Annotated in this window: 22 protein-coding genes; 2 read left to right on the top strand and 20 right to left on the bottom strand. The window is 67.3% G+C overall.

What is annotated here, in order from left to right; translation table 11 throughout:
- Positions 1-34: 34 nt before the first annotated feature.
- On the top strand, positions 35-229 hold the full coding sequence (locus G370_RS0115540) for a heavy-metal-associated domain-containing protein (RefSeq protein ID WP_019661430.1): 195 nt from the start codon (positions 35-37) through the stop codon (positions 227-229).
- Positions 230-308: 79 nt separating this feature from the next.
- Here G370_RS0115540 and cueR read toward each other — a convergent pair whose 3' ends face one another.
- The 19 genes from cueR to hisS all read right to left on the bottom strand — a co-directional run bounded on the left by cueR (position 309) and on the right by hisS (position 21,512).
- Positions 309-764, bottom strand: coding sequence for a Cu(I)-responsive transcriptional regulator (gene cueR / locus G370_RS0115535; protein ID WP_019661429.1), 456 nt, complete (start codon positions 762-764; stop codon positions 309-311).
- Between the two features lie 11 nt (positions 765-775).
- Positions 776-3,277 (bottom strand): heavy metal translocating P-type ATPase, encoded by a 2,502-nt coding sequence (locus tag G370_RS0115530; RefSeq protein ID WP_019661428.1) that lies wholly within the window; start codon positions 3,275-3,277, stop codon positions 776-778.
- A 160-nt stretch (positions 3,278-3,437) separates the two neighbouring features.
- Complete coding sequence (locus G370_RS0115525) at positions 3,438-6,395, bottom strand: TonB-dependent receptor plug domain-containing protein (protein WP_019661427.1); 2,958 nt, start codon at positions 6,393-6,395, stop codon at positions 3,438-3,440.
- Between the two features lie 295 nt (positions 6,396-6,690).
- Positions 6,691-7,320, bottom strand: coding sequence for a hypothetical protein (locus G370_RS1000000121780; protein ID WP_195670309.1), 630 nt, complete (start codon positions 7,318-7,320; stop codon positions 6,691-6,693).
- Positions 7,321-7,485: 165 nt separating this feature from the next.
- A complete protein-coding gene (locus G370_RS0115515; protein WP_019661425.1) occupies positions 7,486-8,223 on the bottom strand; it encodes a copper homeostasis protein CutC in 738 nt (245 codons plus the stop codon).
- The gene (locus G370_RS0115510) at positions 8,220-9,218 is read right to left on the bottom strand and encodes a glycosylasparaginase (protein WP_019661424.1); all 999 of its coding nucleotides are present in this window, start codon (positions 9,216-9,218) and stop codon (positions 8,220-8,222) included. The genes G370_RS0115515 and G370_RS0115510 overlap by 4 nt, the downstream gene beginning before the upstream one ends.
- A 51-nt stretch (positions 9,219-9,269) precedes the next feature.
- Complete coding sequence (locus tag G370_RS0115505; RefSeq protein ID WP_019661423.1) at positions 9,270-10,292, bottom strand: glucokinase; 1,023 nt, start codon at positions 10,290-10,292, stop codon at positions 9,270-9,272.
- Positions 10,293-10,381: 89 nt separating this feature from the next.
- Positions 10,382-10,666, bottom strand: coding sequence for a hypothetical protein (locus G370_RS0115500; protein WP_019661422.1), 285 nt, complete (start codon positions 10,664-10,666; stop codon positions 10,382-10,384).
- A gap of 35 nt (positions 10,667-10,701) precedes the next feature.
- Entirely contained in the window at positions 10,702-12,291 is a 1,590-nt protein-coding gene (locus G370_RS0115495) for a calcineurin-like phosphoesterase C-terminal domain-containing protein (protein ID WP_019661421.1), read from the bottom strand.
- A 150-nt stretch (positions 12,292-12,441) separates the two neighbouring features.
- Complete coding sequence (hisIE, locus tag G370_RS0115490) at positions 12,442-13,062, bottom strand: bifunctional phosphoribosyl-AMP cyclohydrolase/phosphoribosyl-ATP diphosphatase HisIE (protein WP_019661420.1); 621 nt, start codon at positions 13,060-13,062, stop codon at positions 12,442-12,444.
- Entirely contained in the window at positions 13,052-13,828 is a 777-nt protein-coding gene (gene hisF, locus G370_RS0115485) for an imidazole glycerol phosphate synthase subunit HisF (protein ID WP_019661419.1), read from the bottom strand. The genes hisIE and hisF overlap by 11 nt, the downstream gene beginning before the upstream one ends.
- Positions 13,822-14,556 (bottom strand): 1-(5-phosphoribosyl)-5-[(5-phosphoribosylamino)methylideneamino]imidazole-4-carboxamide isomerase, encoded by a 735-nt coding sequence (gene hisA, locus G370_RS0115480; protein ID WP_019661418.1) that lies wholly within the window; start codon positions 14,554-14,556, stop codon positions 13,822-13,824. The genes hisF and hisA overlap by 7 nt, the downstream gene beginning before the upstream one ends.
- On the bottom strand, positions 14,553-15,155 hold the full coding sequence (gene hisH, locus G370_RS0115475) for an imidazole glycerol phosphate synthase subunit HisH (RefSeq protein ID WP_019661417.1): 603 nt from the start codon (positions 15,153-15,155) through the stop codon (positions 14,553-14,555). Before hisH ends, hisA begins: the two co-directional genes overlap by 4 nt.
- The gene (gene hisB / locus G370_RS0115470; RefSeq protein ID WP_019661416.1) at positions 15,152-16,225 is read right to left on the bottom strand and encodes a bifunctional histidinol-phosphatase/imidazoleglycerol-phosphate dehydratase HisB; all 1,074 of its coding nucleotides are present in this window, start codon (positions 16,223-16,225) and stop codon (positions 15,152-15,154) included. Before hisB ends, hisH begins: the two co-directional genes overlap by 4 nt.
- Positions 16,222-17,316 carry a histidinol-phosphate transaminase gene (gene hisC / locus G370_RS0115465; protein ID WP_019661415.1) on the bottom strand — a complete coding sequence of 365 codons (1,095 nt, stop codon included), beginning with the start codon at positions 17,314-17,316 and terminating at the stop codon, positions 16,222-16,224. Before hisC ends, hisB begins: the two co-directional genes overlap by 4 nt.
- Positions 17,313-18,608: a histidinol dehydrogenase gene (hisD, locus tag G370_RS0115460; protein ID WP_019661414.1), complete on the bottom strand. Its 1,296-nt coding sequence runs from the start codon at positions 18,606-18,608 to the stop codon at positions 17,313-17,315. The genes hisC and hisD overlap by 4 nt, the downstream gene beginning before the upstream one ends.
- Positions 18,605-19,516: an ATP phosphoribosyltransferase gene (gene hisG / locus G370_RS0115455; protein WP_019661413.1), complete on the bottom strand. Its 912-nt coding sequence runs from the start codon at positions 19,514-19,516 to the stop codon at positions 18,605-18,607. Before hisG ends, hisD begins: the two co-directional genes overlap by 4 nt.
- 33 nt (positions 19,517-19,549) lie before the next feature.
- Positions 19,550-19,858 carry a YerC/YecD family TrpR-related protein gene (locus G370_RS0115450; RefSeq protein WP_195670308.1) on the bottom strand — a complete coding sequence of 103 codons (309 nt, stop codon included), beginning with the start codon at positions 19,856-19,858 and terminating at the stop codon, positions 19,550-19,552.
- Positions 19,859-20,117: 259 nt separating this feature from the next.
- Positions 20,118-21,512, bottom strand: coding sequence for a histidine--tRNA ligase (hisS, locus tag G370_RS0115445; protein ID WP_019661411.1), 1,395 nt, complete (start codon positions 21,510-21,512; stop codon positions 20,118-20,120).
- Positions 21,513-21,638: 126 nt separating this feature from the next.
- On the opposite strand from hisS, the gene G370_RS0115440 reads away from it, so the two are divergent.
- Positions 21,639-22,391 carry a Crp/Fnr family transcriptional regulator gene (locus G370_RS0115440; RefSeq protein ID WP_019661410.1) on the top strand — a complete coding sequence of 251 codons (753 nt, stop codon included), beginning with the start codon at positions 21,639-21,641 and terminating at the stop codon, positions 22,389-22,391.
- 129 nt (positions 22,392-22,520) lie between these two features.
- Here the strand turns inward: G370_RS0115440 and thrC are convergent, their stop codons facing one another.
- Entirely contained in the window at positions 22,521-23,810 is a 1,290-nt protein-coding gene (thrC, locus tag G370_RS0115435) for a threonine synthase (protein ID WP_019661409.1), read from the bottom strand.
- Positions 23,811-23,815: the final 5 nt, after the last annotated feature.

Genomic DNA, 23,815 nt, shown 5'->3' with positions numbered 1-23,815 from the left:
TGACTCGACCCCAAGAGCACCCAAGGAGCTACGGATGGAATTCCATGTTGAAGGCATGACCTGCGGCGGTTGCGCGCGCAGCGTGACCAAGGCGATCGAACTGATCGATCCGCAGGCCAGCGTGCAGGCAGATCCGGCCAGCCGCCGAGTGCAGGTGCAGACCTCGGCCAGCGAAGCGCAGATCGTGGCGGCACTGACCGATGCCGGCTTCCCGCCGCGTACTGCCTGATCCCCTGTCCTGTCCCATACTGAAAAGCCCGCCGGGTACTACAGCACCCGGCGGGCTTTTTCATGCATGCGATATCGAGTCAATGCTTGTGCGTACGCCGCCGCACCGCACCAGTCTTCGCGGTATCGACCGGTACCAGCGTCCCATCGTCCTCACCCAACCGCTCCAGGATCGGGCACTCCGGGCGCTCATCGCCCGCGCAGCAGCTGATCAGCGACTTCAGCGTGTCGGCCATCTGCCGCATGTGCTCGATGCGTTGCTCCAGATCGGCGATGTGCTGCTCGGCCAGGTGCTTGACGTCGGCGCTGTGCCGCGAGGTATCGTTCCAGAGGCCGAGCAGATCGGTGATCTCGGCCACCTGGAAGCCCAGATCGCGTGCGCGGCGGATGAAACGCAGGCGGTGGATGTCCGCCTGCGAATACGCCCGGTAGCCCGACTCGGTTCTATCAGCGGCGGGAATCAGGCCGATCTGTTCGTAGTAGCGGATCATTTTCGCCGACACGCTGGAGGCTTTGGCGGCTTCACCGATGTTCATGGGTAATCCCTTCAGTGAGTGACGGCGGCGGCATCCGCCATCGGTGGCTGGAAGCGGCGCAGGCGCAGCGCATTGCCCAGCACGAACACGCTGGACAGGGCCATCGCACCGGCCGCGAACACCGGTGACAGCAGCACGCCCCAGACCGGATACAGCACGCCGGCGGCCACCGGAATCAACGCCGTGTTGTAGGCGAAGGCCCAGAACAGGTTCTGCCGGATGTTGCCCAGCGTCGCCTTCGACAACGCAATGGCATTCGGCACACCCTGCAGGTTACCCGACATCAGCACCACGTCGGCCGATTCCACCGCGATATCGGTACCGGTTCCGATCGCCAGGCCGACATCGGCCTCGGCCAGTGCCGGCGCATCGTTGATGCCGTCGCCGACGAAGGCGACATGGCCATGTGTGGTCTTCAAGCGGCGCACCGCCTCGACCTTGCCTTCCGGCAGCACCTCGGCCACCACTTCGTCGATGCCGAGCTGGCGCGCGATCGCCTGCGCGGTACCAGCGTTGTCACCGGTGATCATCGCCACCTTCAGGCCAAGCTGATGCAGTGCCGCGATCGCGGCCGGCGTGCTCGGCTTGATCGGATCGGATACCGCGATGATTGCGGCCAGGCGACCGTCAATGGCGGCATACAGCGGCGACTTGCCCTGGGTGCCCAGCTCTGCCGCCAGCGCCGCAAACAAAGTGACGTCCACGCCCAGATCGCGCATGAAGCGATCGGCACCGACCTCCACCCGCGCACCATCAACGCTGGCACGCACGCCCATGCCGGTGACCGATTCGAAATCGACCATCGACGGCAGTGCAATGCCCTGTTCAGTGGCTGCATCGACGATGGCGCGGGCGATCGGATGTTCAGAGCGCGATTCCACTGCGGCAACCGCCGCCAGCACGGTGCTGCGATCGAAGCCGTCCGTGATCTCGAAGTCGGTCAGGCGCGGGCGACCCTCGGTCAGCGTGCCGGTCTTGTCCACCGCCACCACCTGCGCATCCTTCAGCAGCTGCAGCGCTTCGCCCTTGCGGAACAGCACGCCCATTTCGGCGCCACGACCGGTCCCCACCATGATCGAGGTCGGCGTGGCCAGGCCCATCGCGCATGGGCAGGCAATGATCAGCACCGCCACCGCATTGACCAGCGCGAAGCTCAGCGCCGGCGACGGGCCGAAGATCAGCCAGACTGCGAAGGTCGCCAGCGCGGCCAGCATCACCGCCGGCACGAACCACAACGTGACCTTGTCGACCACGGCCTGGATCGGCAGCTTCGAGCCCTGCGCCTGTTCGACCATGCGGATGATCTGCGCCAGCAGGGTCTGCGCGCCCACGGCCGTGGCGCGCACCGTCAGTGCGCCCTTCTGGTTGACCGTACCGCCCACCACGCTGCTGCCCGGCTGCTTCTCAACCGGAATCGGCTCGCCGCTGATCATCGATTCGTCGATGTAGCTGCGGCCTTCAACCACCTCGCCATCGACCGGCACACGCTCGCCTGGCCGCACTTCCACCACGTCGCCGCTCTGCACTTCATTGACCGGGATATCGACGGTGCGACCGTCACGGATCACGTGGGCGACCTTGGCCTGCAGGTTGACCAGACGCTTGATCGCCTCCGAGGTGCGGCCCTTGGCGCGCGCTTCGAGGAAGCGGCCGAGCAGGATCAGTGCGACGATTACCGTCGCCGCTTCGTAGTAGACGTTCACCGTGCCCGGCGGCAGCAGCCGCGGTGCAAAGGTCGCGACCACCGAATAGCCGAACGCCGCAGCGGTGCCCACCGCCACAAGCGAATTCATGTCCGGTGCGAGGCGCAGCAGCGCCGGGAAGCCCTTCTGGTAGAAACGGCGACCGGGGATGGCCAGCACCAGGAGCGTCAGTGCGAACTGCAGGTACCAGCTGGCCTGCATGCCAATCGTGGCCATCACCCATTCGTGCATGCCGGGAATCAGGTGCGAGCCCATCTCCAGCACGAACACCGGCAATGCCAGCGCAGTGGCCACGATCAGGTCGCGCTTCAGTTCGGCACGCTCGGCATCCTTCTTTTCTACCGCCTCGTCATCGGACTGCACACCCGCCTCGATTACGCGTGCGTCATAGCCGGCCTTGTCGATGGCGGCGACCAGCGTCGCAGCATCCGCCACGCCACGCACCGTGGCGCGCTCGGTGGCCAGGTTGACGCTGGCCTGGCTCACGCCTGGCAACGCCAGCAGCGCGCGCTCCACGCGGCCCACGCAGGAGGCGCACGTCATGCCTTCCACGGCCAGTTCAACGGTGGCGGCAGGTACGTCGTAGCCCACCCGCTCCACCGCCTGGATCAGCGCGGCCCGATCGACCGGGCCGGACGGGCGGATATCCGCGCGCTCGGTGGCCAGATTGACCGAAACACTGCCCACACCTTCGACCCTGGACAGCGCCGCCTCGACCCGGCCGACACAGCTGGCGCAGGTCATGCCCTCGATGGGCAGGCTGATGGTGGCAGGACTTGCGGAGGCGGCAGCGGCGCGGGGCGTGCTCATGATCGGATTCCCGGGGTTCCTTCTGGATGCGGACAGGCTAAACCTTGCCATCGTGGGAAGGTCAAATCCAGCCTGTCCGCATGCCTGAAGGGGGGGCCGCCCCTGGCGTTCCGTTTCCGCATCCACGCATGGCGTGAATCTACCGGCGAGGTCGGTCTCTTCAGAACGTGAACACATACTCCAATGCGAACTCACGGCCGACCGCGCTCAGCAACCGGGTCGGGGCAAAGTCATAGTCCAGCTTGTACGGATCCTTGTGGTTCCAGCTGGCGGAGTTGAAGGCGTTGTTGACGTACACGTTTACCTTCGCGTGTTCGGTCACCTGGTAGCCCACGTTGAAGTTCCAGGTGATGAACGGCCCCACTCGACCGTAGTAGCGCGCCGTCTGCTGCCCGGCATTGGGGTTCGGGTTCGGCGAGCCATCCGGACGCGTTGCCGGCTCCAGGCAGTTCAGCGACGGGCTGTCGCTGGGCACGTAGCCATCGGCGAACGGCAGGCAGCCGCCGGGGTTGTCCAGGCGGTCGGTGCCCCAGTGGTAGCGCACGCCCGGCACCGAGCCCACGCGGTCGGCATAGACATTGGCATTCCAGTTGCCGCGCTGCCAGGCCAGGCTCGCGCGCAGCTTGCTGCGCAGGTCGCGGTCGCGGCGTTCCGGGTTCGGGTCGTTGGCGTAGCGCTGTTCCTTGGTGGAGATCTGGTTGGTGTAGTTCACACCCAGCTGGAAGCTGCCCCACTGCGCGGTCTCCAGACGGTAGCGCGCGGTCAGGTCGACGCCACGCACTTCGCGGCTGGCCAGGTTGAACGGGCCGCGCTCGATCGACACCAGGCGCCCGTTGCTGTCACGGTTCACGCGCGCCAGGATGCCGGCGCAGTAGTCGCCACCGGCCGGATTGGCCCATGGCGTGCCATCGATGTTCTTGCCGGTCAGGCAGCCCGCCTCGCTGGCCAGCACCTCGTCGGCGCCGACGTCGACGATCATGTCTTCCAGCTTGATCGCCCAGTAGTCGGCGCTGACCGACAGGTTGGGCATCACGTCCCAGACGAAGCCGACCGTCCACGAATCACCGGTTTCCGAGCGCAGCAGCGGCGTGCCACGGCGGTTCACGTCGAAGGTGTACCAGACATCGGTGTTGCCCACGCCACAGTTGTTGACCAGGTAGGCACCGCTCTGGATGCAGCGCAGGCGATCATAGGTCTGCACTTCGGAACTGCTCGGCTGGCCCAGCAGGTAGTGCATGTCCGGCGCGTGGAAGCTGGTGGCATACGAGCCACGCACCAGCAGCGATTCGACCGGGCGCCATTCCAGGCCGACGTTCCAGGTGGTTTCCTTCTGGCTGCCGATATCCAACGCTTCACCGCTGTCATCGGCCTTGTAGTTGCCATAGCGGTCGTAGCGCGCGGCCGCGGTGGCCGTCACGCTCTCCAGCAGCGGGATCTTGAACTCGACGCCCGCCGAATACCGGGTGCGCTCGCCACCACCGCGGTCGACGTTCTGCAGGTCGAAATCGATGCCGGCGCGTGGGTCCGGGCTGAGGTGGTAGCCCTGCTGCGCGACTTCAGCTACCGCTGCGAACGAGATCGGGCCTGCCCAGCCCTGGAACAGCTCGCCGGTGATATCCGCCGAGGCTTGGTTGACCCACGATGACGCGCGGTTCCTGGCCACCGTGCCCATCTGCCAGTATTGGTCCGGCGTGAGCGGATTCCACCAGCGCGATTCGTTCAACGCGTAGATCGCCTCGCCATCGGGAGTGGTGCCCAGGCGCGGGCCGAGGAAGTAGTCGTACGACTTCTGCTCGTCCACCACGTTCTGCCGTTCCTCCACGCGGTAGTAGGAACGGCCCACCGAGGCGCTCCAGTCGAAGCGATCGGCAAGGCGGCCACGCAGGCCTGCGCTCCAGTCCCAGGACAGCTCGCGGTTGGTGTTGCGCAGGGTATCCAGGCCACCGACTTCGTTCGGAGTGAACTGGCGCACGCCCAGGATCGGGCGGTTGCGGTTGGCATCCCAGTAATAGCCGTTGTCGTCGTCGATCAGCGAGACGCTGGGCGGATTGGTGCCCCAGATCGCTTCGGAGTGGTACACCGCCAGGTTGGTCCAGGCCTGCAGGTCGCTGCTGAAATCGAAGGTGGCGTAGAGGTTGCCGGAAACATTCTCGGCGCCGCCGGTGAGCAGCCAGTTGGCGTAGTCGGCGCTCATGCCGCACAGGCGGCCGGTGTTGGTGATGGTGTTGGTAGCGTAGTTGTAGACCAGCCGATCGGCAGTGTAGTACTCGCCGTCGAACTTCTCGCAGGTGCCTGCAGGCGGTGCCAGGCGCTGGCCGTTGGTCGGGTCGATCAATGCCAGGCCCGAGGTGGGGCGGAAGCCGACCTTGCGCTGCTCCATGTTCCAGGAGGGATACGGTGCGTCGTCGGCGTCGTCCATCTGCGGTCGGTCGCGTCCGAACAGCGGATCGCGCTTGGTGTACTGCAGCGCGTAGGTCACGCTCCAGTTGTCGCCGGTCTTGCCGCCGGCCCAGGACAGGTCCCAGGTATCTCGTCCACCTTCTGTGGAGGTACCCCCACGCACGCGCACTTCGTCGCCGTCGTAGTTGGTCTTGAGGATGACGTTGACCACGCCGGCGATCGCATCCGAACCGTAGATGGCCGAGGCGCCGCCGGTCAGCACTTCAATGCGCTCCACTGCTGCGGCCGGAATGTTGCCGTAGTTGGAGAAATTGGTTTCGCCGCCGTAGGGCAGCGGGTAGTCGGCCACACGGCGGCCGTTGACCAGCAGCAGAGAACGGTTCGGGCCCATCCCGCGCAGGTTCAGGCCACTGGCGTTGGGCGTGTGCGAGCCCCATTGCGAGGCGGCTTCAACGGTGCCGGTCGCTTCGGTGAGCGTCTTCAGCGCGTCATACACGCTGACGAAGCCCTCTTTCTGGATCTGCTGCGCGGTGATCACGTTGACCGGGGCCGGGCCTTCGACACTGGCGCGCTTGATGCGCGAGCCGGTGACGGTGACCGCGTCGAGATCCTTGGTAGACGAGCTTGAGGCTTGCTGCGCATTGGCAGCCAGGGGAAGCAGGGCCAGGATCAGGGCCTGGGACAGCAGGTGGCGACGCTTGTGGACGATCTGAGCCATGGTGGTTGCTCTTCGAAGATGTGGACGCACGGGCGGACGGTGGCGCGGCACTACGACGGATCCAGGCGCTTGGATCGGTTCACGACCGATATGGCACCTCCCCTGTGGATCGATCCAAACTAAAGCACAGCTGAACCACGCCCGGCATGCGGCGGCGCAGCAACAGCCGACGGAATGCCGCTAGCGGCCACCGACATCCATAACAATCAAATAGTTGCGACACATCGCTGAGAGAACGGCGCACGAAGTAGTGACACGATCACGACAACCGCGCGCGGAACGGTTTTGTCCGCCCTCAGCGATTCCCCTCACCCGATCGAGTCGGGACGAAGCGGTCATTTCGGAGCGCGTAGTGGCTCGACGTATCGCCTCCGGGTCCGATACCCCACCACTCGATGGAGAACCCGTCCCCCTGCCAGATGACCGAGGAAAAGTCGGATTCACTGTTGGATCGCCCTGAGTTCTGGCTCACCAGAGACAGGGTTTCAAGGCAGCTGCTGATCAACACCCTGCCGCGCTCAATGGGCTTCGGCAGGGTCAATTCGTAGACGAACAGATGGATCTCGCGCCCAGCGCCACAACGTCCCATCGGGTTGGAAGCGTTTGAATCGAACACCTGATACAGCGCGCGAAAGCGCTTCTCCCCGATCCGATGTACGCGCGTGTCGAGGAACGCGCCCCGCGCGGTTGGCTCAAGCCTCACACCAACCATTTCGGGGTCAACCTGCAGGTCCTTGTCGGCAGTCACCTCCCGCACCCACTCCGGTGCATGCCCTTCACGTGCGCCGATGGCAATGGCTGGCACCACGCAGACAAGCAGCAGGAACAGTCGAAACATGCGGGAATTCGTTGGCGAACGACGGTATGAACCACTATCGGCAATCATCGACTGCGCCGCCATGCGACGGCGCACCAGCGTATCCATTTCAACGACTTGGCCTGCCGCCCCAGCCGTTCGAACGTGCTGTAAGCGTCACTTCTTCGGCCGCAACGATGGGCAGGCCCGGGGTCGGAGCCATTCTGCGAAGGGATCCGACCCCGGGGCCCAAAGAGCAGCCGAGCGTGGGCTCGGCTCTACAGAAGAAGCGGGCTACCTTGCGCCGTCCAGCGCCTGCCGCAGCGCGGCAACAGTGGCGGTGGCGGTCTGGCTCCAGTCCGGGTCCAGCCCGCGCAGCGCCGGGTTCTGGAACTGCATCACCGACCGGCGCAGGCCCTTGGCTGAGGCGTGCAGTTCGGTGCAGCCGGTCCGTCGCGCAACGGCGGCGATATTGGCCGGGCCCAGCCCCGCGCCGGCCATCACACTGATGCGTCCCTTCGCCTTGGTCACCAGGCCCGCCAGCACTTCGGCACCGGCCTCGGCGCTGACCTGCCCGCCCGAGGTCAGCACGCGCTGGCAGCCCAGCCCGATCACCTGTTCCAGCGCTGCCGGCAGGTCGCGGGCCGCATCGAAGGCGCGATGGAAGGTCACCTGCAACGGCCCGGCGGCCTGCACCAGTTCCCGGCACAGCGCCAGGTCGATGCCGCCCTGCACGTCCAGCGCACCGATCACCACGCCATCGCAGCCCAGCGCGCGGCACTGCGCGATGTCACGCAGCATCAGTTCGGTTTCCAGCGCGTCGTAGTGGAAGTCGCCCGGGCGTGGCCGCACCAGCACGAACAGCGGAATCGACAGGCGTTCGCGGGCAATCGCGATGCTGGCGAAGGACGGCGTGGTGCCGCCCTCAGCCAGGTTGTCGAACAGCTCGATGCGGTCGGCGCCGCCGGCCTGCGCGGCCAGCGCCGAGGCCAGCGAGTTGCTGGCGATCTCCAGGGTCCGCCGCGTACTCACGCCTGGGAGCTCGTGTAGATCGACGGCGAGTCACGCAGGTCATCCTGGCGCTGCGCATCGCACACCGCATAGACGAAGCCACGATGCAGCGCGTAGGCGCCGACCTCGCCCTGCTTGTTCATGGCCAGGAAGCACACCTGCAGGGTCTTGCTCGCCTCCGGCCGCTTGCGCACCACACGGTCGATCGCTTCGCGGCAGGCCTGCGCCGGCGAGCGCCCCTGGCGCATCAGCTCGACCACCAGGAACGAGGCGGCGTTGCGGATCATCTCCTCGCCCACGCCCGAAGCAGTGGCCGCACCCACTTCGTTGTCGACATACAGGCCGGCACCGATGATCGGGCTGTCGCCGACCCGGCCGTGCAGTTTCCAGGCCATGCCGCTGGTGGTGCAGGCGCCGGCCAGGTTACCGCGGGCATCCAGCGCCAGCATGCCGATGGTGTCGTGGTTGTCGCTGTTGCCAGGAATGCCACGGCGCTCGGCATTGATCTGCGGCTGGTATTTCTCGGTCTTCAGCCACTCGCGCCAGGCCGCTTCGGCCTGCGGCGTCAGCAGGTGCCTGCGCTCGAAACCCTGCTGCACCGCGAACTGCTGCGCGCCCTCGCCCACCAGCAAAACATGCGGGCTGTTTTCCATCACTTTGCGGGCTACCGACACCGGATGCAGGATGTCCACCAGCGCGGCCACCGCGCCACAACGGCCATCGCCATCCATGATGCTCGCGTCCAGGCTGAGCACGCCGTCGCGATCGGGGTTGCCGCAATGGCCGACGGTGGGGTTGCACAGCTCGCTCTCGGCCCAGCGTGCGCCCGCTTCCACCGCATCCAGCGCGCTGCCGCCCTGCGACAGCACCTTCCATGCGGCCTGGTTGGCCGGCACGCCGAAGTCCCAGGTCGAAACCACCTTGGCCCCACCCTGCGTGCGCGCCTGCACGCCCGGCAAAGCCGCCATGCCTGCAGCCAGTGCACCGGCCTGCAGGAACTGCCTGCGATCCACCATCTTCCCCTCCCAGTCTGCAATGCACGGCCGGCACGATGCCGGTCATGCCGATCAGTCGTGCGTGGGCTGTCGTGCGGCGTGCCAGACCGCTGCACCGAGCACGCCCAGCTGGCCATGCTCCACGCGCCACACCGGTACCTGGCGCAGCACCTCGGTCAGCACGCCCTTGTTGAGGAAGCGCTCACGGAAGCGGCCATCGGCCAGGAAATCCTGCACATGCGCGGAAATGCCCCCGGCCAGGTACACCGAGCGTGCACCGACGGCGATCGCTGCGTCGCCGGCCAGGCTGCCCAACCAGGCGCAGAACACCTGCAGCGTCTCCACCGCCAGCGCGTCTGCACCGCTGCGGGCGGCACCGATCAGTGCTTCGGTACTGGTCCACACCGGGATGACGCCGCGCAGCTCGCACAGGCACGGGTACAGGTTCATCAGGCCACTGCCGGACAGCACGCGCTCGTTGTCCACGTGCGCCCAGCGCTGCAGCAGTTTGCCCAGCACCTGCAGTTCCAGCGCGTTGCCGGCGCCGAGCGCGGCATGGCCGATCTCGCTGGCCAGCACCGGGCGCTCGCCATCGGCGAAACGCAGTGCCGCGCCCAGGCCGGTACCGGCGCCCAGCACCAGCGCCGGGAACGCCTGCGCCGGGTCAGCATCGCCGTTCAGCGGCACCAGCGTATCCGGCTGCAGATAGGGGATGGCCAGCGCCACCGCTTCGAAATCATTGATCAACTGCAGCTCATGCAGCCCGGACTGCGCGCGGGTGGTCGACAGCGAGACCGTCCACGGCAGATTGGAATTGATCAGCACGTCGCCATCGAGCAGGCCGGCGATGGCGACCACCGCGGTATGCACCGGCTGGCCGAGGCCAGCGGTGAAATCAGCAAGGATCGCCGCCAGGCTGGGGTGCTCGGCGCAGGCATAGGTGCGGTGGTTGCCCAGCCGTGGTGCGTGGCCGGGTTGCGCTTCAGCCAGCGCCAAACGGGCGAAAGTGCCGCCGACATCGGCGACAACGAGACTGCGCGGAAGACCGCCGCGGGCGGAGTCGGTGGAAACCGTGGACGCTGCTGCGATGGTCACGCTGGCCTGGCCTGCTTGGATCGATTGAATCGCCTCGATTCTCAGGCATCGGGGCGGCTTTGCCTAGCGCGCCGGCGGTTCAGGTTGGCCTACATGCCTTCCTGTTCGGCCACCTGCACGCCATCCACCAGCACGCGCAGCCGCTGCGGGCGGAAGCCGGCAAACAGCAGCGGCCGGGTGCGCTCGACCAGCACTTCGTGGCCGGCGATGTGGCGCCGCCACGACTGTACCAGCGAGAAGGAGAAGTGCGTGCCCGGATGCAGCGGATGCTGCACCCAGACCTTCTCGGTGGCGCTCTGCAGCAGCATCGCGCCGGTGAACCAGTGGCGGCTCAGGGTCACCGGCGTGGTGCCGGCCATGAAGCGGATATCCATGCAGGGTCCTTTCGCTGGAGAGGCCTTGCGGCGTGTCAGGGCTGGGCCGTCTGCAGGCTGTAGCGGGTGGTGGCGGTGAACACCGCGCCATCGGGCTGGGTGGAGCGTACCTCGACCTTGTGGCTGCCCACGGCCAGGTCGGTCGGCAGCGCGCCACGCCACAGGTGCGGCGACGCGGTGGCCTCCGGCGAGCGGTCGTAGCCACGCAGGCTGTCAGCCAGATCGTCGGCCACGTTCTCCACCATCAGGCGCGGGTCGGGCTGGCTGACCTGCTTCATCGGCTGCCAAGCGCCGCCATCAACGCGGTACTCAACCACGCTGGCATCCTCACCCATGTAGACGTTGGCATAGATGCCCCACGCCGGGTAAGCCCCCTGGCGCAGCACTTTCGGCGCATGCAGGCCGATCTGCTCGCTGGCCGGCTTGCCGGCCACGCGGTACTGCAGGCGATAGCTGCCGTTGCCGGCCACGTCGAGCAATGCGTAGCCCTTCGGCGTGCCATCACTCATGGTGCTGTCCGGCACGCCTGCGGCATCCTTCACCCCCGACCAGAACGCACCGCAGTTGGCACCCACGTTGTATTCGTGCAGCGGTTTGTCGCCGTTCCAGCCGTCGGCCTTGCCGTGGTAGACGTGCTGCTGGGTGTGGCTGTGGCCGCTGAGCACGAGCACGTTGCGGAAGTCCTTGAGCAGGTCGAACAGGCGCTGGCGGTCGGCATGGCGGAAGGTCTCGCGCCCCGGCGCCGCGTCGAACAGCGGGATGTGCATGCCCAGCACCAGCAGGCGATCCTTGTGCAGGCCCTTCAGGTAGCTGGCGAGGAAGGCGAACTGGTCTTCGCGCAGGCCGCCGATGTACTTCGGCCTGGCCTTGGGGTCGTACACCACGTCGTCCAGGAACACGAAACTGGCGCCGCCCTCTTCCGCCGCGTAGGTGTCCGGACCGTAGATGTTGCGCCAGCTATCCAGCGAGTGTTCGTCGCTGGCCGCATCGAAATCGAGGTCGTGGTTGCCCGGCACATGGAACCACGGCACGCCAAGTCCGGTGGTGACCTTGTTGATCGCCGGGTAGAGAGTCAAGTCATCGTTGACGATGTCACCCAGGGTGGTGCCCATGCGCGCCTTGGTCTGGCCGACCAGCGGCGCCACGATCGACTGCTGGTAGTAGCCGATGTCCTTCAGGCTCGCGGTCTGGGAGTCGGTGAACACCAGCATCTGGAAGCCGCGCCGACTGTCATGGCGATCCGACTGCAGGGCGAAATCCCAGTTGCGGGTGACGTCGCTGGTCGCGGCGATGCCGCCGTACTTCAACGCCGGCGAACCGTTCGGGCGATAGTGCCGCCAGAACGAAGGCAGGCCGTCGGCCGCTTTCGGGAAGGAATACGCATCAGGCTTGATCACGAACACGGTCTGGCCGTCGCGCACCGGCAGGCTGTAGCTGCCGTCAGCGGCAGTCTTTACGATGATCTCGCCGTTGGAAACCTGCACCCCGGCCAGGCCCGGATCGGTCGCACCGCGGCCAGGCTTGCCGTCACGCTCCAGATACACCTTGCCGCTGACCACGGTGTCCGCAGCCCAGGCCGGCGAGGTCAGCAACAGGCAGCACAGCCAGGCGGCAGGCAGTTTCATGGGAGAGGCATCCGGCAGAATGAGACGCGGTATTGTAGAGCCGAGCCACGCTCGGCTGCATTGCCGGCGGGTCGTGCCGGCCGCTGGCCGGCAACCTCCTGATCGTCGGACATCCAAGGCTTGCCGGCCAGCGGCCGGCACTACCGCACTTCAACGATGGCGTTTTTCCAGCACCGCGCGCGCATCATCCAGCGACAGACCGCGCGCGCGCAGCAGCACCAGCAGGTGGTACAGCAGGTCCGACGCCTCGCCCAGCAATGCCTCGTCATCCTGCGCCACGGCGGCCAATGCGGTCTCCACGCCCTCCTCGCCCACCTTCTGCGCGATACGGCGGATGCCGCCCTCGAACAGGCTGGTGGTGTAGCTGCCCGGCGGCCGTTGCGCCTCACGCATCGCCACGAGCTGGCCCAGCCCGCCCAGGAAATCCTTCGGCGCCTGGTCAAAGCAGCTCTCTGCACCGGTGTGGCAGGTTGGCCCCGCCGGCCGTGCCATCACCAGCAAAGTATCGGCATCGCAGTCGACGCTGATCGACTGCACCACCAGCACGTTGCCGGACTGCTCGCCCTTGGTCCACAACCGCTGCTTGCTGCGGCTGAAGAAGGTCATGTGGCCGATGGCCAGCGTGGCCGCCAGCGATTCGGCGCTGACATAGCCCAGCATCAGCACCTGCAGGGTGTCGGCATCCTGAACCACGGCCGGCAGCAGGCCGTCGCCCTTGCTCCAGTCCAGCGCCTGCAATGCGCCCAACGACGGCCTGACTTCAATAGACATCCCGCACCTCGATCTGCTGTCCGCGCAGGTAGCGCTTCAATTCCGGAATGGCGATGGCACCGCTGTGGAACACACTGGCCGCCAGCGCGCCGTCGACGTCGGCCTGGTCGAAGGCTTCGGCAAAGTGCTCCATCGCGCCGGCACCGCCAGAGGCGATCAACGGTACCTGGCACAGTGCCCGCGCCTGTTGCAGTTGCACGACATCGTAGCCACGGCGCACGCCATCGCTGTCCATGCAGTTCAGCACGATCTCACCGGCGCCCCGCCGTTGCGCCTCGACAATCCAGTCCAGGGTGCGCAGCGGCACCGCCTGGGTCTTGTCCGGATCGCCGCTGAAACGACGCACCCGCCATTGCCCGTCGGCCTCGCGCACCGAATCGACCCCCACCACCACGCACTGCACGCCGAACTCGTCCGCCAGCTCGGTGATCAGCTCCGGCCGGCCCAGCGCCGGCGAATTGATCGACACCTTGTCGGCACCGGCGAACAACACGCGACGCGCGGTTTCCACACTGTCGATGCCACCGGCCACGCAGAACGGAATGTCGATCAGCCGCGCGATGCGCTCGATCCAGGTAACGTCGACCGAACGCGCCTCGGGGCTGGCGCCGATGTCATAGAACACCAGCTCGTCGGCGCCCTGGTCGCGATAGCGCTGCGCCAACTCGGCGATGTCGCCCATGTCGACGTGGTCGCGGAAGCGCACACCCTTGACCACCCGGCCATCGCGCACGTCAAGGCAGGGAATGATGCGGCGGCTCAACATGCGAGCGCCTCCGCCAGGTCCATGCGCTGTTCCAGCAGCGCCTTGCCGAGGATCGCACCGCCGCAACCCGCACTTCGCGCTTCGGCAACGTCGGCCACGTCACGGATGCCGCCGGACGCCTGCACCGCCACGCCCGGCAGCAGCGCCGACAGGTGCTGGTAGAGACTGATGTTGGGCCCGGCCAGCATGCCGTCGCGGGCGATGTCGGTGCACAAGAGGTGGCGCATGCCAGCGCTCGCGTAGCGCTGGGCAAGGTCATCCAGGGTCACCCCGGCGTTCTCGGTCCAGCCGTGCACAGGCAGCTGCCACTGCCCCTGTGCGTCCTGGCGCGCGTCCAGCGCAATCGTGATGCGCTCGGCGCCGAATTCCTCCAGCCAGCCGACCACTTCATCGGGGCGGCGCACCGCCAGCGAACCGACCACCACGCGGCAGGCGCCAGCATTAAGGATGCGCGCCACGTCGTCCCGACCGCGCACGCCACCGCCGGTCTGCACCTGCAGCGGCGTCTGCGCACGGATCGACGCGAGCAGCGGCGCAAGGGTGTAGCCACCGGCACGCGCAGCGTCCAGGTCGACCAGATGCATCCACTGCGCGCCCTGCGCAGCAAAGGCCTGCGCGCGCGGCAGGGCGTCGTCGCCATACGAGGTTTCCTGCGCGTAGTCGCCCTGGCGCAGCCGCACCACGCGGCCATCACGGATATCCAGCGCGGGGTAAACGATGAAACTCATGCAGCCGTGCCCTCGAGGAAGTTGCGCAGCATCAGCGAGCCGGTCTCGCCGGAGCGCTCGGGGTGGAACTGTGCGCCGTAGTAACGCCCCTGCTCCACCACGGCGGTGAACAGGCCACCGTGGTCGCAGGCAGCGACAGTGTGGGTATTGAGTGGTGCCGCATAGCTGTGCACGAAGTAGGCGCTGGCGCGCTCCGGCACACCGCGCAGCAGCAGCGATTCGCGCAGTGGCAGCAGGCGGTTCCAGCCCATGTGCGGCACCCGGATGCCGCAGGCCGGCACCAGCTTGCGCACCACGCCGGGAATCAGGCCCAGTGTCTCCACACCCGCTTCCTCGGAGCGCTCGAACAGCAGCTGCATGCCCAGGCAGATACCCATCAACGGCACCTCCAGTTGCTGCAGCGGTTCCACCAGGCCCTGAGCGTGCAGGCGCTGCATGCCGGGACCGGCGGCGCCGACACCGGGCAGGATCACCCGCTGCGCGCCGATCAGGCCGTCCGCATCGCGCACCAGCCGCACCGTCGCACCCAGACGCTCCAGTGCATAGCGCACCGAGCCCAGGTTGGCACCGCCGGCATCGATCAGCGCGACGTCGCTCACAACGCCCCCTTGGTGGAAGGCAGCGCGGTGCCCTGCCGGGCCAACGCCGGACGCAGCGCACGCGCCAGCGCCTTGAAGCAGGCCTCGACCTTGTGGTGATCGTTGTCGCCGCGCACCTGCAGGTTGAGGTTCAGGCCGCTGGCATCGCACAGCGAACGGAAGAAATGCGGCACCAGCTCGGTCGGCATATCGCCCACGCGCTCACGCTTGAACTCACCTTCGAACACGAAGTACGGGCGGCCGCTGAAATCCAGTGCGGCGCTGGCCAGCGTCTCGTCCATCGGCAGGGTGAAACCGTAGCGACCGATGCCGCGCTTGTTGCCTAGTGCTTCGCGCAGGGCCTGGCCCAGGGCCAGCCCGGTGTCCTCGATGGTGTGGTGCTCGTCGATGTGCAGGTCACCCTCGGCCTGTATGTCCAGCGCGAAGCCGCCATGCTTGCCGATCTGTTCCAGCATGTGGTCGAAGAACGGCAGGCCGGTGGAGATGCGTGCATCAGCGGCACGGTCCAGGTCCAGTTCCACGCGGATCTTCGTTTCTTTCGTATTGCGCTGGACCACGGCGGTGCGCGGTGCGTCGGCCAGCGCGTGGGCAATGCCCGGCCAGTCCCACTGACCACCGAACTGCGCGGTGCGCAACTGGAAACCGCGGATGTTGAGGTTGTCGGCAAACTGCAGGTCGGTGATGCGATCGCCGACCATGCCCGAACGCGCCCAGTCGATGCTGCGGTCCTGCAGATAAGCCGTCATCAGTCCGATGCCCGGCTTGCGGGTCGGCGCATTGTCCTGCGGCCAGCTGCAGTCGATCAGCACATCACGGAAGGTGATGCCCTGGCTCTCGAAGATCTGCAGCATCAGGTCGTTGGGGCCATCGAAGCTGGCGCGCGGGTAGCTGTCGCTGCCGAGGCCGTCCTGGTTGGTGACGATCACGAACTCGTAGCCGGCATCCCGCAGTTTCAGCAGCGCCGGGATCACCTGCGGCACGAAGCGCAGCTTCTCGTAGGCATCGATCTGGAAGTCGGCCGGCTCCTCGATGAGGGTGCCGTCGCGATCGATGAACAGGATCGGGGTCATGCTGCGGCCCTCCGCGCCGACAGGGCCGCAAGCACGCGGTCATTCTCTGCGGGACTGCCGATGCTGATGCGCAATGCATCGTCCAGCTGCGGCGCGGCGCGCTGGTCGCGCACCACCACACCGACATTCAGCAACGTGTCGAACGCCGCCTGCGCATCGGCGAAGCGGACCAGCAGGTAGTTGCCGGACGAGGCGTACACCCGGCGTACACCGGGCAGGCTGGCCAGTGCCGTTCGCAGGCGCTCGCGTTCGGCGATGACCGTGGCCACGCGTTCGGCGGTGCGTGCCAGCGCTTCGGGTTGCAGTGCCTGCACGGCCAGCTCGGCGCACGGGGTCGGCACCGGGTACGGCGCCTGGCAGCGGCGCAGCACGGCAATCAGCTCGGGGGCGGCGATCAGGCTGCCAATGCGTGCGGCGGCGAGTGCATGGGCCTTCGACAGCGTGCGCAGCACCGCCACGTTGGCGTGCGCGGCCAACAACGTGGTCGCCGACGGGCGCTGCGCGTATTCCACATACGCCTCGTCCACCACGACCAATGCCTGTCCGCGCAACGCAACCGCCACCCGTTCGACCTCGACCAGGGCGATATCACTGCCGGCGGGGTTCGACGGTGCGCACAGGAACACCAGCCTGGCATTGCGTGCCCTGGCGGTGTCGATCACCGCATCCAGGTCGGCGCGCAGGCCATCCTCGCTGTCCACCAGCGGCACTTCAATCAATGCGGCGCCCTGCAGGCGTGCGCAGACGGCGTACATGCCGAACACCGGCGGCGTGACCAGCACGCCATCGCGGCCCGGCACGCACAGCGCGCGCACCAGCAGATCAATGGCTTCGTCGCTGCCGCGACCGATCAGCAGCTGCTGTGGCGTCACGCCGTACAGCGCCGCCAGTCCCTCACGCAATGCCAACGGCTGCGGTTCGGGATAGCGACGGCTGCTGCCGGCGGCGTCTGCCGGATTGGCCCATGCCGACTCGTTGGCGTTCAACCAGACCTCGCCCTGCACCGCCGCGCTGCGCGCCGAACTGTAGCCAGCGAAGGCCTGCAGATCGGGGCGCACAAGGGCCAGCACGTCATCGATCGCCGTGCTCATGCTGCCACCTCCATGCGCACTGCGACCGCACGCTCATGCGCATCCAGGCCTTCGGCGCTGGCGATGATGCGCGCGCAGCCGCCGATCGCGGCCAGGCCGGCGGCACTGGCGCTCTGCACGCTGATCAGGTTCTGGAAGCTGGCGACGCTGACGCCACTGTAGGCACGCGCCGCACCGGCGGTCGGCAGCACGTGATTGGTGCCACTGCAGTAGTCGCCCAGTGCTTCGGGCGTGTAATCCCCCAGGAACACCGAGCCGGCCGCCTGCACCTTGTCCAGCCACGCGCGCGGATCACGCAGTGCCAGGATCAGGTGCTCCGGCGCATAGCGGTTGCTGATCGCGAAGGCTTCGTCCAGCGAATCGACCTGGATCAACCGCGAGGCCGACAAGGCCTGGCGCGCGATCTGCTGGCGCGGCAACAAGACCACCTGGCGCTCCACCTCGACTTCGACCGCGGCCAGCATCGCGGCATCGTCGGTCAGCAGCAGCACCTGTGAATCCGGGCCGTGCTCGGCCTGCGACAGCAGGTCGGCGGCGACGAACGCCGGATTGGCACCAGCATCGGCAATCACCAGCACTTCGGAGGGACCGGCCGGCATGTCGATGGCGGCGGCGCCATCCTGCGCGACCTGCTGCTTGGCTTCGGTCACGAAGCTGTTGCCGGGCCCGAACAGCTTGTCGCAGGCCGGAACGCTGGCGGTGCCATAGGCCATCGCGGCGATCGCCTGCGCGCCGCCCAGCTTGAACACGCGCCGCACGCCGGTCAGCCGAGCGGCCACCAGCACCGCCGGATCAGCCGTGCTGTCGGCGCGCGGCGGCGTGCACAGCACCACCTGCGGGCAACCAGCTAGTTGCGCCGGCACGCCCAGCATCAACGCGGTGGACGGCAACGGCGCACTGCCTGCCGGTACGTACAGCCCTACCCGTCCGATCGGACGCAGCATGCGTTCGCAGACCACCCCCGGCGCGGTCTCCACCGCGTATCCCTTGCCCATGCCGGCGGCGTGGAAGCGGGCGATGCGCTCGGCGGCGTCCACCATGGCCTGGCGCAGTTCGGCGGGCACGGCGGCTTCGGCAGCGGCGAATTCGGCTTCGCTCACCTCAAAGGACGAGAGCTCGACACCATCGAAACGCGCGGTGATCGCACGCAGCGCGTCGTCGCCCTGCGCACGCACCTGCGCGATCAACGCAGCCACCGCGTCGCGGGTCTGCTGCGCCACGGTCTGCACCGGGCGGGTCAGCGCGGCGCGGCGCGCGGTTTCATCAAGTCGGGACCAGGTCAGACGGTTCATGCCAGCGACCGCTCCACGCTCAACACCATCAGGCCCTGCGCGCCGGCGCGCTCGAGTTCTTCCATGCGCTGCCAGCTCAGCGGGCCCGGGCACATGGTCTGCAGGCGCAGTGCGCCGCCATCGGCCGGCAGCCGCACCAGCGGCTCGGCATCGGCCAGCAGCTGCGCCAGCGCGTCGACGCGATCCTCGCTGGCGCGGAACATCAGCAGCTTGCGGTCCTGGCGCTGCACCACGCCGTCGAGACGGCGCAGCAGCATCGCGCGCAGCGATGCACGCGCATCATCCGGCACGCGCACCGCACCGGCCAGCACCGCCTCGCTGTCGAGCAGGTTGTGCACCGGGGTCAACTGGTTGGCGCGCAGCGTGGCGCCGCTGGAGACCAGGTCGCAGATCAGGTCGGCGGTACCGAGGCGTGGCGCGATCTCCACCGAACCGGACAGCTCGACCACCTCTGCATCCACGTTCTGCTCGGCCAGCCACTGCTTGAGGATGGCCGGGTAGCTGGTGGCGATGCAGGTACCGGCCAGCTGCGCCGGTCCCTGCCACTGCCACTCCTCGGGTACCGCCAGCATCAGCCGGCACTGGCCAAAGCCCAGCCCGCGCAGTGCCTGGTAGGCATCCGGCAGGCCGCTCTGGCGACGTGCCGCAGCCTGCTCGTCCAGCTCGTTGCGGCCGACGATACCGAGGTCGCAGACGCCGTCGGCGATCAGGCCCGGGATGTCGTCGTCGCGCACCAGTAGCAGGTCCACCGGCAGCGATTCGCCGTAGCAGAACAGCTTGTCGCGGCTCTCGCGCCAGCTCAGGCCACAGGCACTGAGCAGGTTGCGGGCGGGCTCGGCCAGCCGGCCACTCTTCTGGATGGCGATACGCAGCCGGTCGCGTGCCGGCGCTGCCTGGGTTGCACTCATGGGGAGGTCTCGAAGTTCGGAACGGGGCGCGGATCAGCGCGAAGCAAGGCGGTCGATGGCAGCGGCATAGCCTCGATGGCCATGCTCGAGCGTGCGCGCCACCCGTCCGGTGGTGGTCACGCTGACGCCAGTGCGCTCGTGGATCTCGCGGTACGGCACGCCCTGCTGCAGCAGCGGCACCACTTTCCAGCGGTCGGCCATGGCTTCCAGCTCAGCGGGGGTGCACAGATCGCGCAGGAAGGCCTCGACCTGTTCCGGCTCGCGCAGGGCGGCGAAGGCCCGGGCCAGGGCTTCCAGGTCGGCCCCGGGGTCTTTGGCGGCAATGTCGGGACGGGCTTTCACGGGGTCGTTTCCATGCATCAATGTAATAGCGCGTTAGTACATTAGCGCATTATTGCGCGACGCGTCAAATAGGGGGGTGAGGGGGCGGCAGGGCTGCTGCCCTGCGCCCGCACAGGCCGGAGCAGCGGCAAAGCGGGGTTCGGACCGCCCCCGCCTTCGACAGTTGGCCGCGAGCTGTCGGCACGGCCGGGGCCCGGAAACGACAACGCCCACCGGTCGGTGGGCGTTTCGTTGAAGCGCTGCATGCTGCCAATGGCCGTTACATCACCTTCGACTGCTCCAGCTCCACCTGCAAAGTGCTGGCCAGCTCGTCGCGGGAGACTTCGAACTGCTGCTCGCGCACCAGGTCCTTCACCGCCACCACCCCGCGCGCCAGCTCGTCCTCACCGGCCAACACCACGAAGCGGATGCCCGCCTTGGCGGCGTACTGGAACTGCTTGCCGATCTTCTTCGGCTCCATCTGCACTTCGGTGTTGATGCCACCGGCGCGCAGGCGACGCGCGATGTCCAGCGACTGCGGCATGCCCTGCTCGTCCATCAGCGCCACCAGCGCCTGCACGCTGCTGGCCTCGATGCCATCGATCAGGCCAGCCTCGCGCAGCTGCCAGAACAGGCGCGACAGGCCGATGGAAATGCCCACGCCCGGCAGCTTCGACTTGCTGTAGTGGCTGGCCAGGTCCTCATAGCGGCCGCCCGAGCAGATCGAGCCGATCTGCGGGTGGTCGGTCAGCGTGGTCTCGTAGACGGTGCCGGTGTAGTAGTCCAGGCCGCGCGCAATGGAGAAGTTCAGGCAGTATGCGGTTTCCGGCACGCCCAGCGCCTGCACAAGCTGCAGCACCTCGCGCAGTTCGGCCACGCCAGTGCGCAGGATCTCCGAAGAACCGGCGTTGGCTTCAAGCGTGGCCAGCTGCGCCAGTGCATCGGCATGCCCCTGCGAACGCACGGCCACGAATGCCAGGATCTTCTCGACCTGCTCGCCCGGGATGTTGAAGCCCTCGCCCACCAACGTCTCGCGCACGTAATCGGCGCCGCGCTTGTCCAGCTTGTCCACTTCACGCAGCACCGCCAGCTGGCGCTCGCCTTCGGCCACGCCCAGGCTTTCGAAGAAGCCGCGCATCAGCTTGCGGTTGTTCAGCTGGATGTTGAAGTCACCGATGCGCAGTTCCGAGAACACGGCGTGGATGACCGCCAGCACTTCGGCATCATAGCGAACGCTCAGGCTGTCCTTGCCGATCACGTCGATGTCGCACTGGTAGAACTCACGGAAACGGCCGCGCTGGGCGCGCTCGCCGCGGTACACGCGCTGCATCTGGTAGCGACGGAACGGGAAGGTGAGTTCGTGTTCGTGCTCGGCCACGTAGCGTGCCAGCGGCACGGTCAGGTCGAAGCGCAGCGCCATTTCCGGCAGCGAACGGTCGCCCGATTCGGCCGCATTGGCCAGCGCACCGGTGGACTGCACGAAGTACACCTGGCGCTCGGTCTCGCCGCCGGACTTGGTCAGCAGCACGTCGGACAGTTCGAACACCGGCGTCTCCACCGGCAGGAACCCGAAGCGCTCGTAGTTGCGGCGGATCACGTCCAGCATGCGCTGGAATGCAATCTGCTCGCGCGGCAGCAGTTCAAGGGTGCCGGGCGGGGTACGGGGCTTGATCACGGGCGGAACTCCTGCTGGAACGGGACGTGGGAGGGGGCGACATTCTAGCGCCCCCGCCTCGGGCAGGGTCGAACGGCCGCTTGAAGTATCATAAGGCCCTCCCCGCCCGCGATACGCCCCCGCAACATGTCACGGCCTTCCGGCGCTCCGCCCGCCACCAACGATCCCGCCTCGCCGTCCTGCAACACGCTGGACTGCCTGCACTGCTCGGTTCGCCACCTTGCGGTGTGCTCGGCGCTGTCGCCCGATGAAGTGCAGGCACTGGAACAGGTCACCGTTTCCCAGCAGGTCGGCATGGGCAGTACCCTGGCCCGCACCGGCGAAGAGCGCGACCATGTCTATACATTGACCGCTGGCGCACTGCGACTGGTACGCACCCTGGCCGACGGCCGCCGCCAGATCAACGGTTTCGTGCTTCCCGGCGACTACCTCGGACTGAGTGGCAGCGACCATCACCGCTACGACATCGAAGCCATCGCCGACAGCCGCGTATGCCGCGTCGCGTTGCCGCAGATGAAGGCGCTGCGCAGCCGCTTCCCGCACCTGGAGCGCAAGCTGCTGCAGCGTGCCTGCCAGGAACTGGATGCCGCGCAGGACGCTGCACTGGCGCTGGCACGCCTGCAGCCGGCAGAGAAGCTGGCTGATTTCCTGCTGCGCCTGGCCGCGCGCGAGGCCAGGCTCGGTGGTGACGGCCTGCGCGTATCGCTGCCGATGGGGCGTGGCGATATCGCCGACCACCTGGGCCTGACCATGGAAACGGTCAGCCGCACCTTCACCAAGCTGCGCCAGCAGGGGCTGATTGCCCTGCCCCACCTGAACGTGGTGGAGATCCTCGACGAGGACGGGCTGCGCACGCTGGCCGGTGAAGGGTTGATCTGACCGCATCGCGGTTGGCTGGGTTGCCGGCCAGCGGCCGGCACTACCCGTTTTGCGCGAAGGGCATTGTAGAGTCGAGCCATGCTCGACTCATCGCGCCGTGCGCGAACAGCAGCCGAGCATGGCTCGGCTCTACATGGGAGCCAACACCTCACGCAACGCCGCGTAATCGGCGGCCAACGGTTCGGCGTGCGCCGGCCGCTGCAACAACGCATCCAATGCAGGCGGCACGGCCACGGGTTCGCCGATCAACGGTTCGACCACAGCCTCGAACTTGGCCGGATGGGCGGTAGCCACCACCGCCCAGTCACCCTTGGCACCACGCGCCCGCAGGTCCTGCAGCACCTTCACCGCTGTGGCCGTATGCGGGCAGAACAGTTCGCCGTTGCTGGCGTGCGCCGCCGCAATCGTCGCGCGGATGTTCACGTCGTCCACCGCGAACGCACGGAACGCAGCGCGCAGTTCGGCATCATCTCCGTGGTAAAGCCAGCGCAGGCGTTCGAAGTTGCTTGGCGCCCCTACGTCCATTGCATTGGCCACGGTGGCCACACTGGCCTGCGGCTGGTAGTCGCCGCCGCTGAAGTACGCTGGCAGTACCACATTGGCATTGGTGGCCAGCACGATCTGTCCGATCGGCACACCCAGCGCACGCGCCAGCACCGCAGCCATTGCGTTGCCAAGGTTGCCGGTCGGCACCACCAGGTTGAGCCGGCGACGGGTTTCAGCATGATGGGTCAGTGCCGCATGCGCGTAGTAGCTCATTTGCGGCAGCAGGCGGCCCAGGCTGATGCTGTTGGCCGAGCTCAGCGGCACCTGTGCCTGCAGTTCGCGGTCAGCCAGCGCCTGCTTGACCATCGCCTGGCAGTCGTCGAAGGCACCGGCCACGCGCAGGGCCTGGACGTTGTCACCGAAGCAGCCGAGCTGGTGCGCCTGGCGCGGTGACACGCGGCCATCCGGATACAGCACCACCACGCGTACGCCGGGCTGGCGATGGAAGGCCGCGGCAACGGCGGCGCCGGTATCGCCAGACGTGGCGACGACGATGGTCAGATCACGGTCCTTGCCGGCCTGCAGCCGCGACAGCGTACCGGCCAGGAAACGCGCACCAATGTCCTTGAACGCCGCCGTCGGCCCATGGAACAGCTCCAGCACATGGTCACCGCCGCCCAGTGGACGCAGCGGCACCTGAAAGTCGAACGCCTCGCGGCAGATCGATGGCAACGCAGACTCCAGCGTGTCGCCAGAAAAGAACGGCGCCAGCAGATCGGCGGCGGTATCGGCCAGCGTTGCGCCGGCCCGCAGCTCACGTGGCGCCGGCAGCACCTGCGGAACATACAGCCCTCCATCGGGCGCCAATCCTGCAGCGATCGCCGCACTGAGGCCAACGGCCGGGGACTGACCCCGGGTCGAAACAAATTGCATGGGTT

The organism is Stenotrophomonas hibiscicola ATCC 19867, from assembly GCF_000382065.1.
In the GTDB taxonomy this organism is placed as follows: Bacteria; Pseudomonadota; Gammaproteobacteria; order Xanthomonadales; family Xanthomonadaceae; genus Stenotrophomonas; species Stenotrophomonas hibiscicola.
This window is presented reverse-complemented; position numbering and strand designations above follow the sequence as displayed.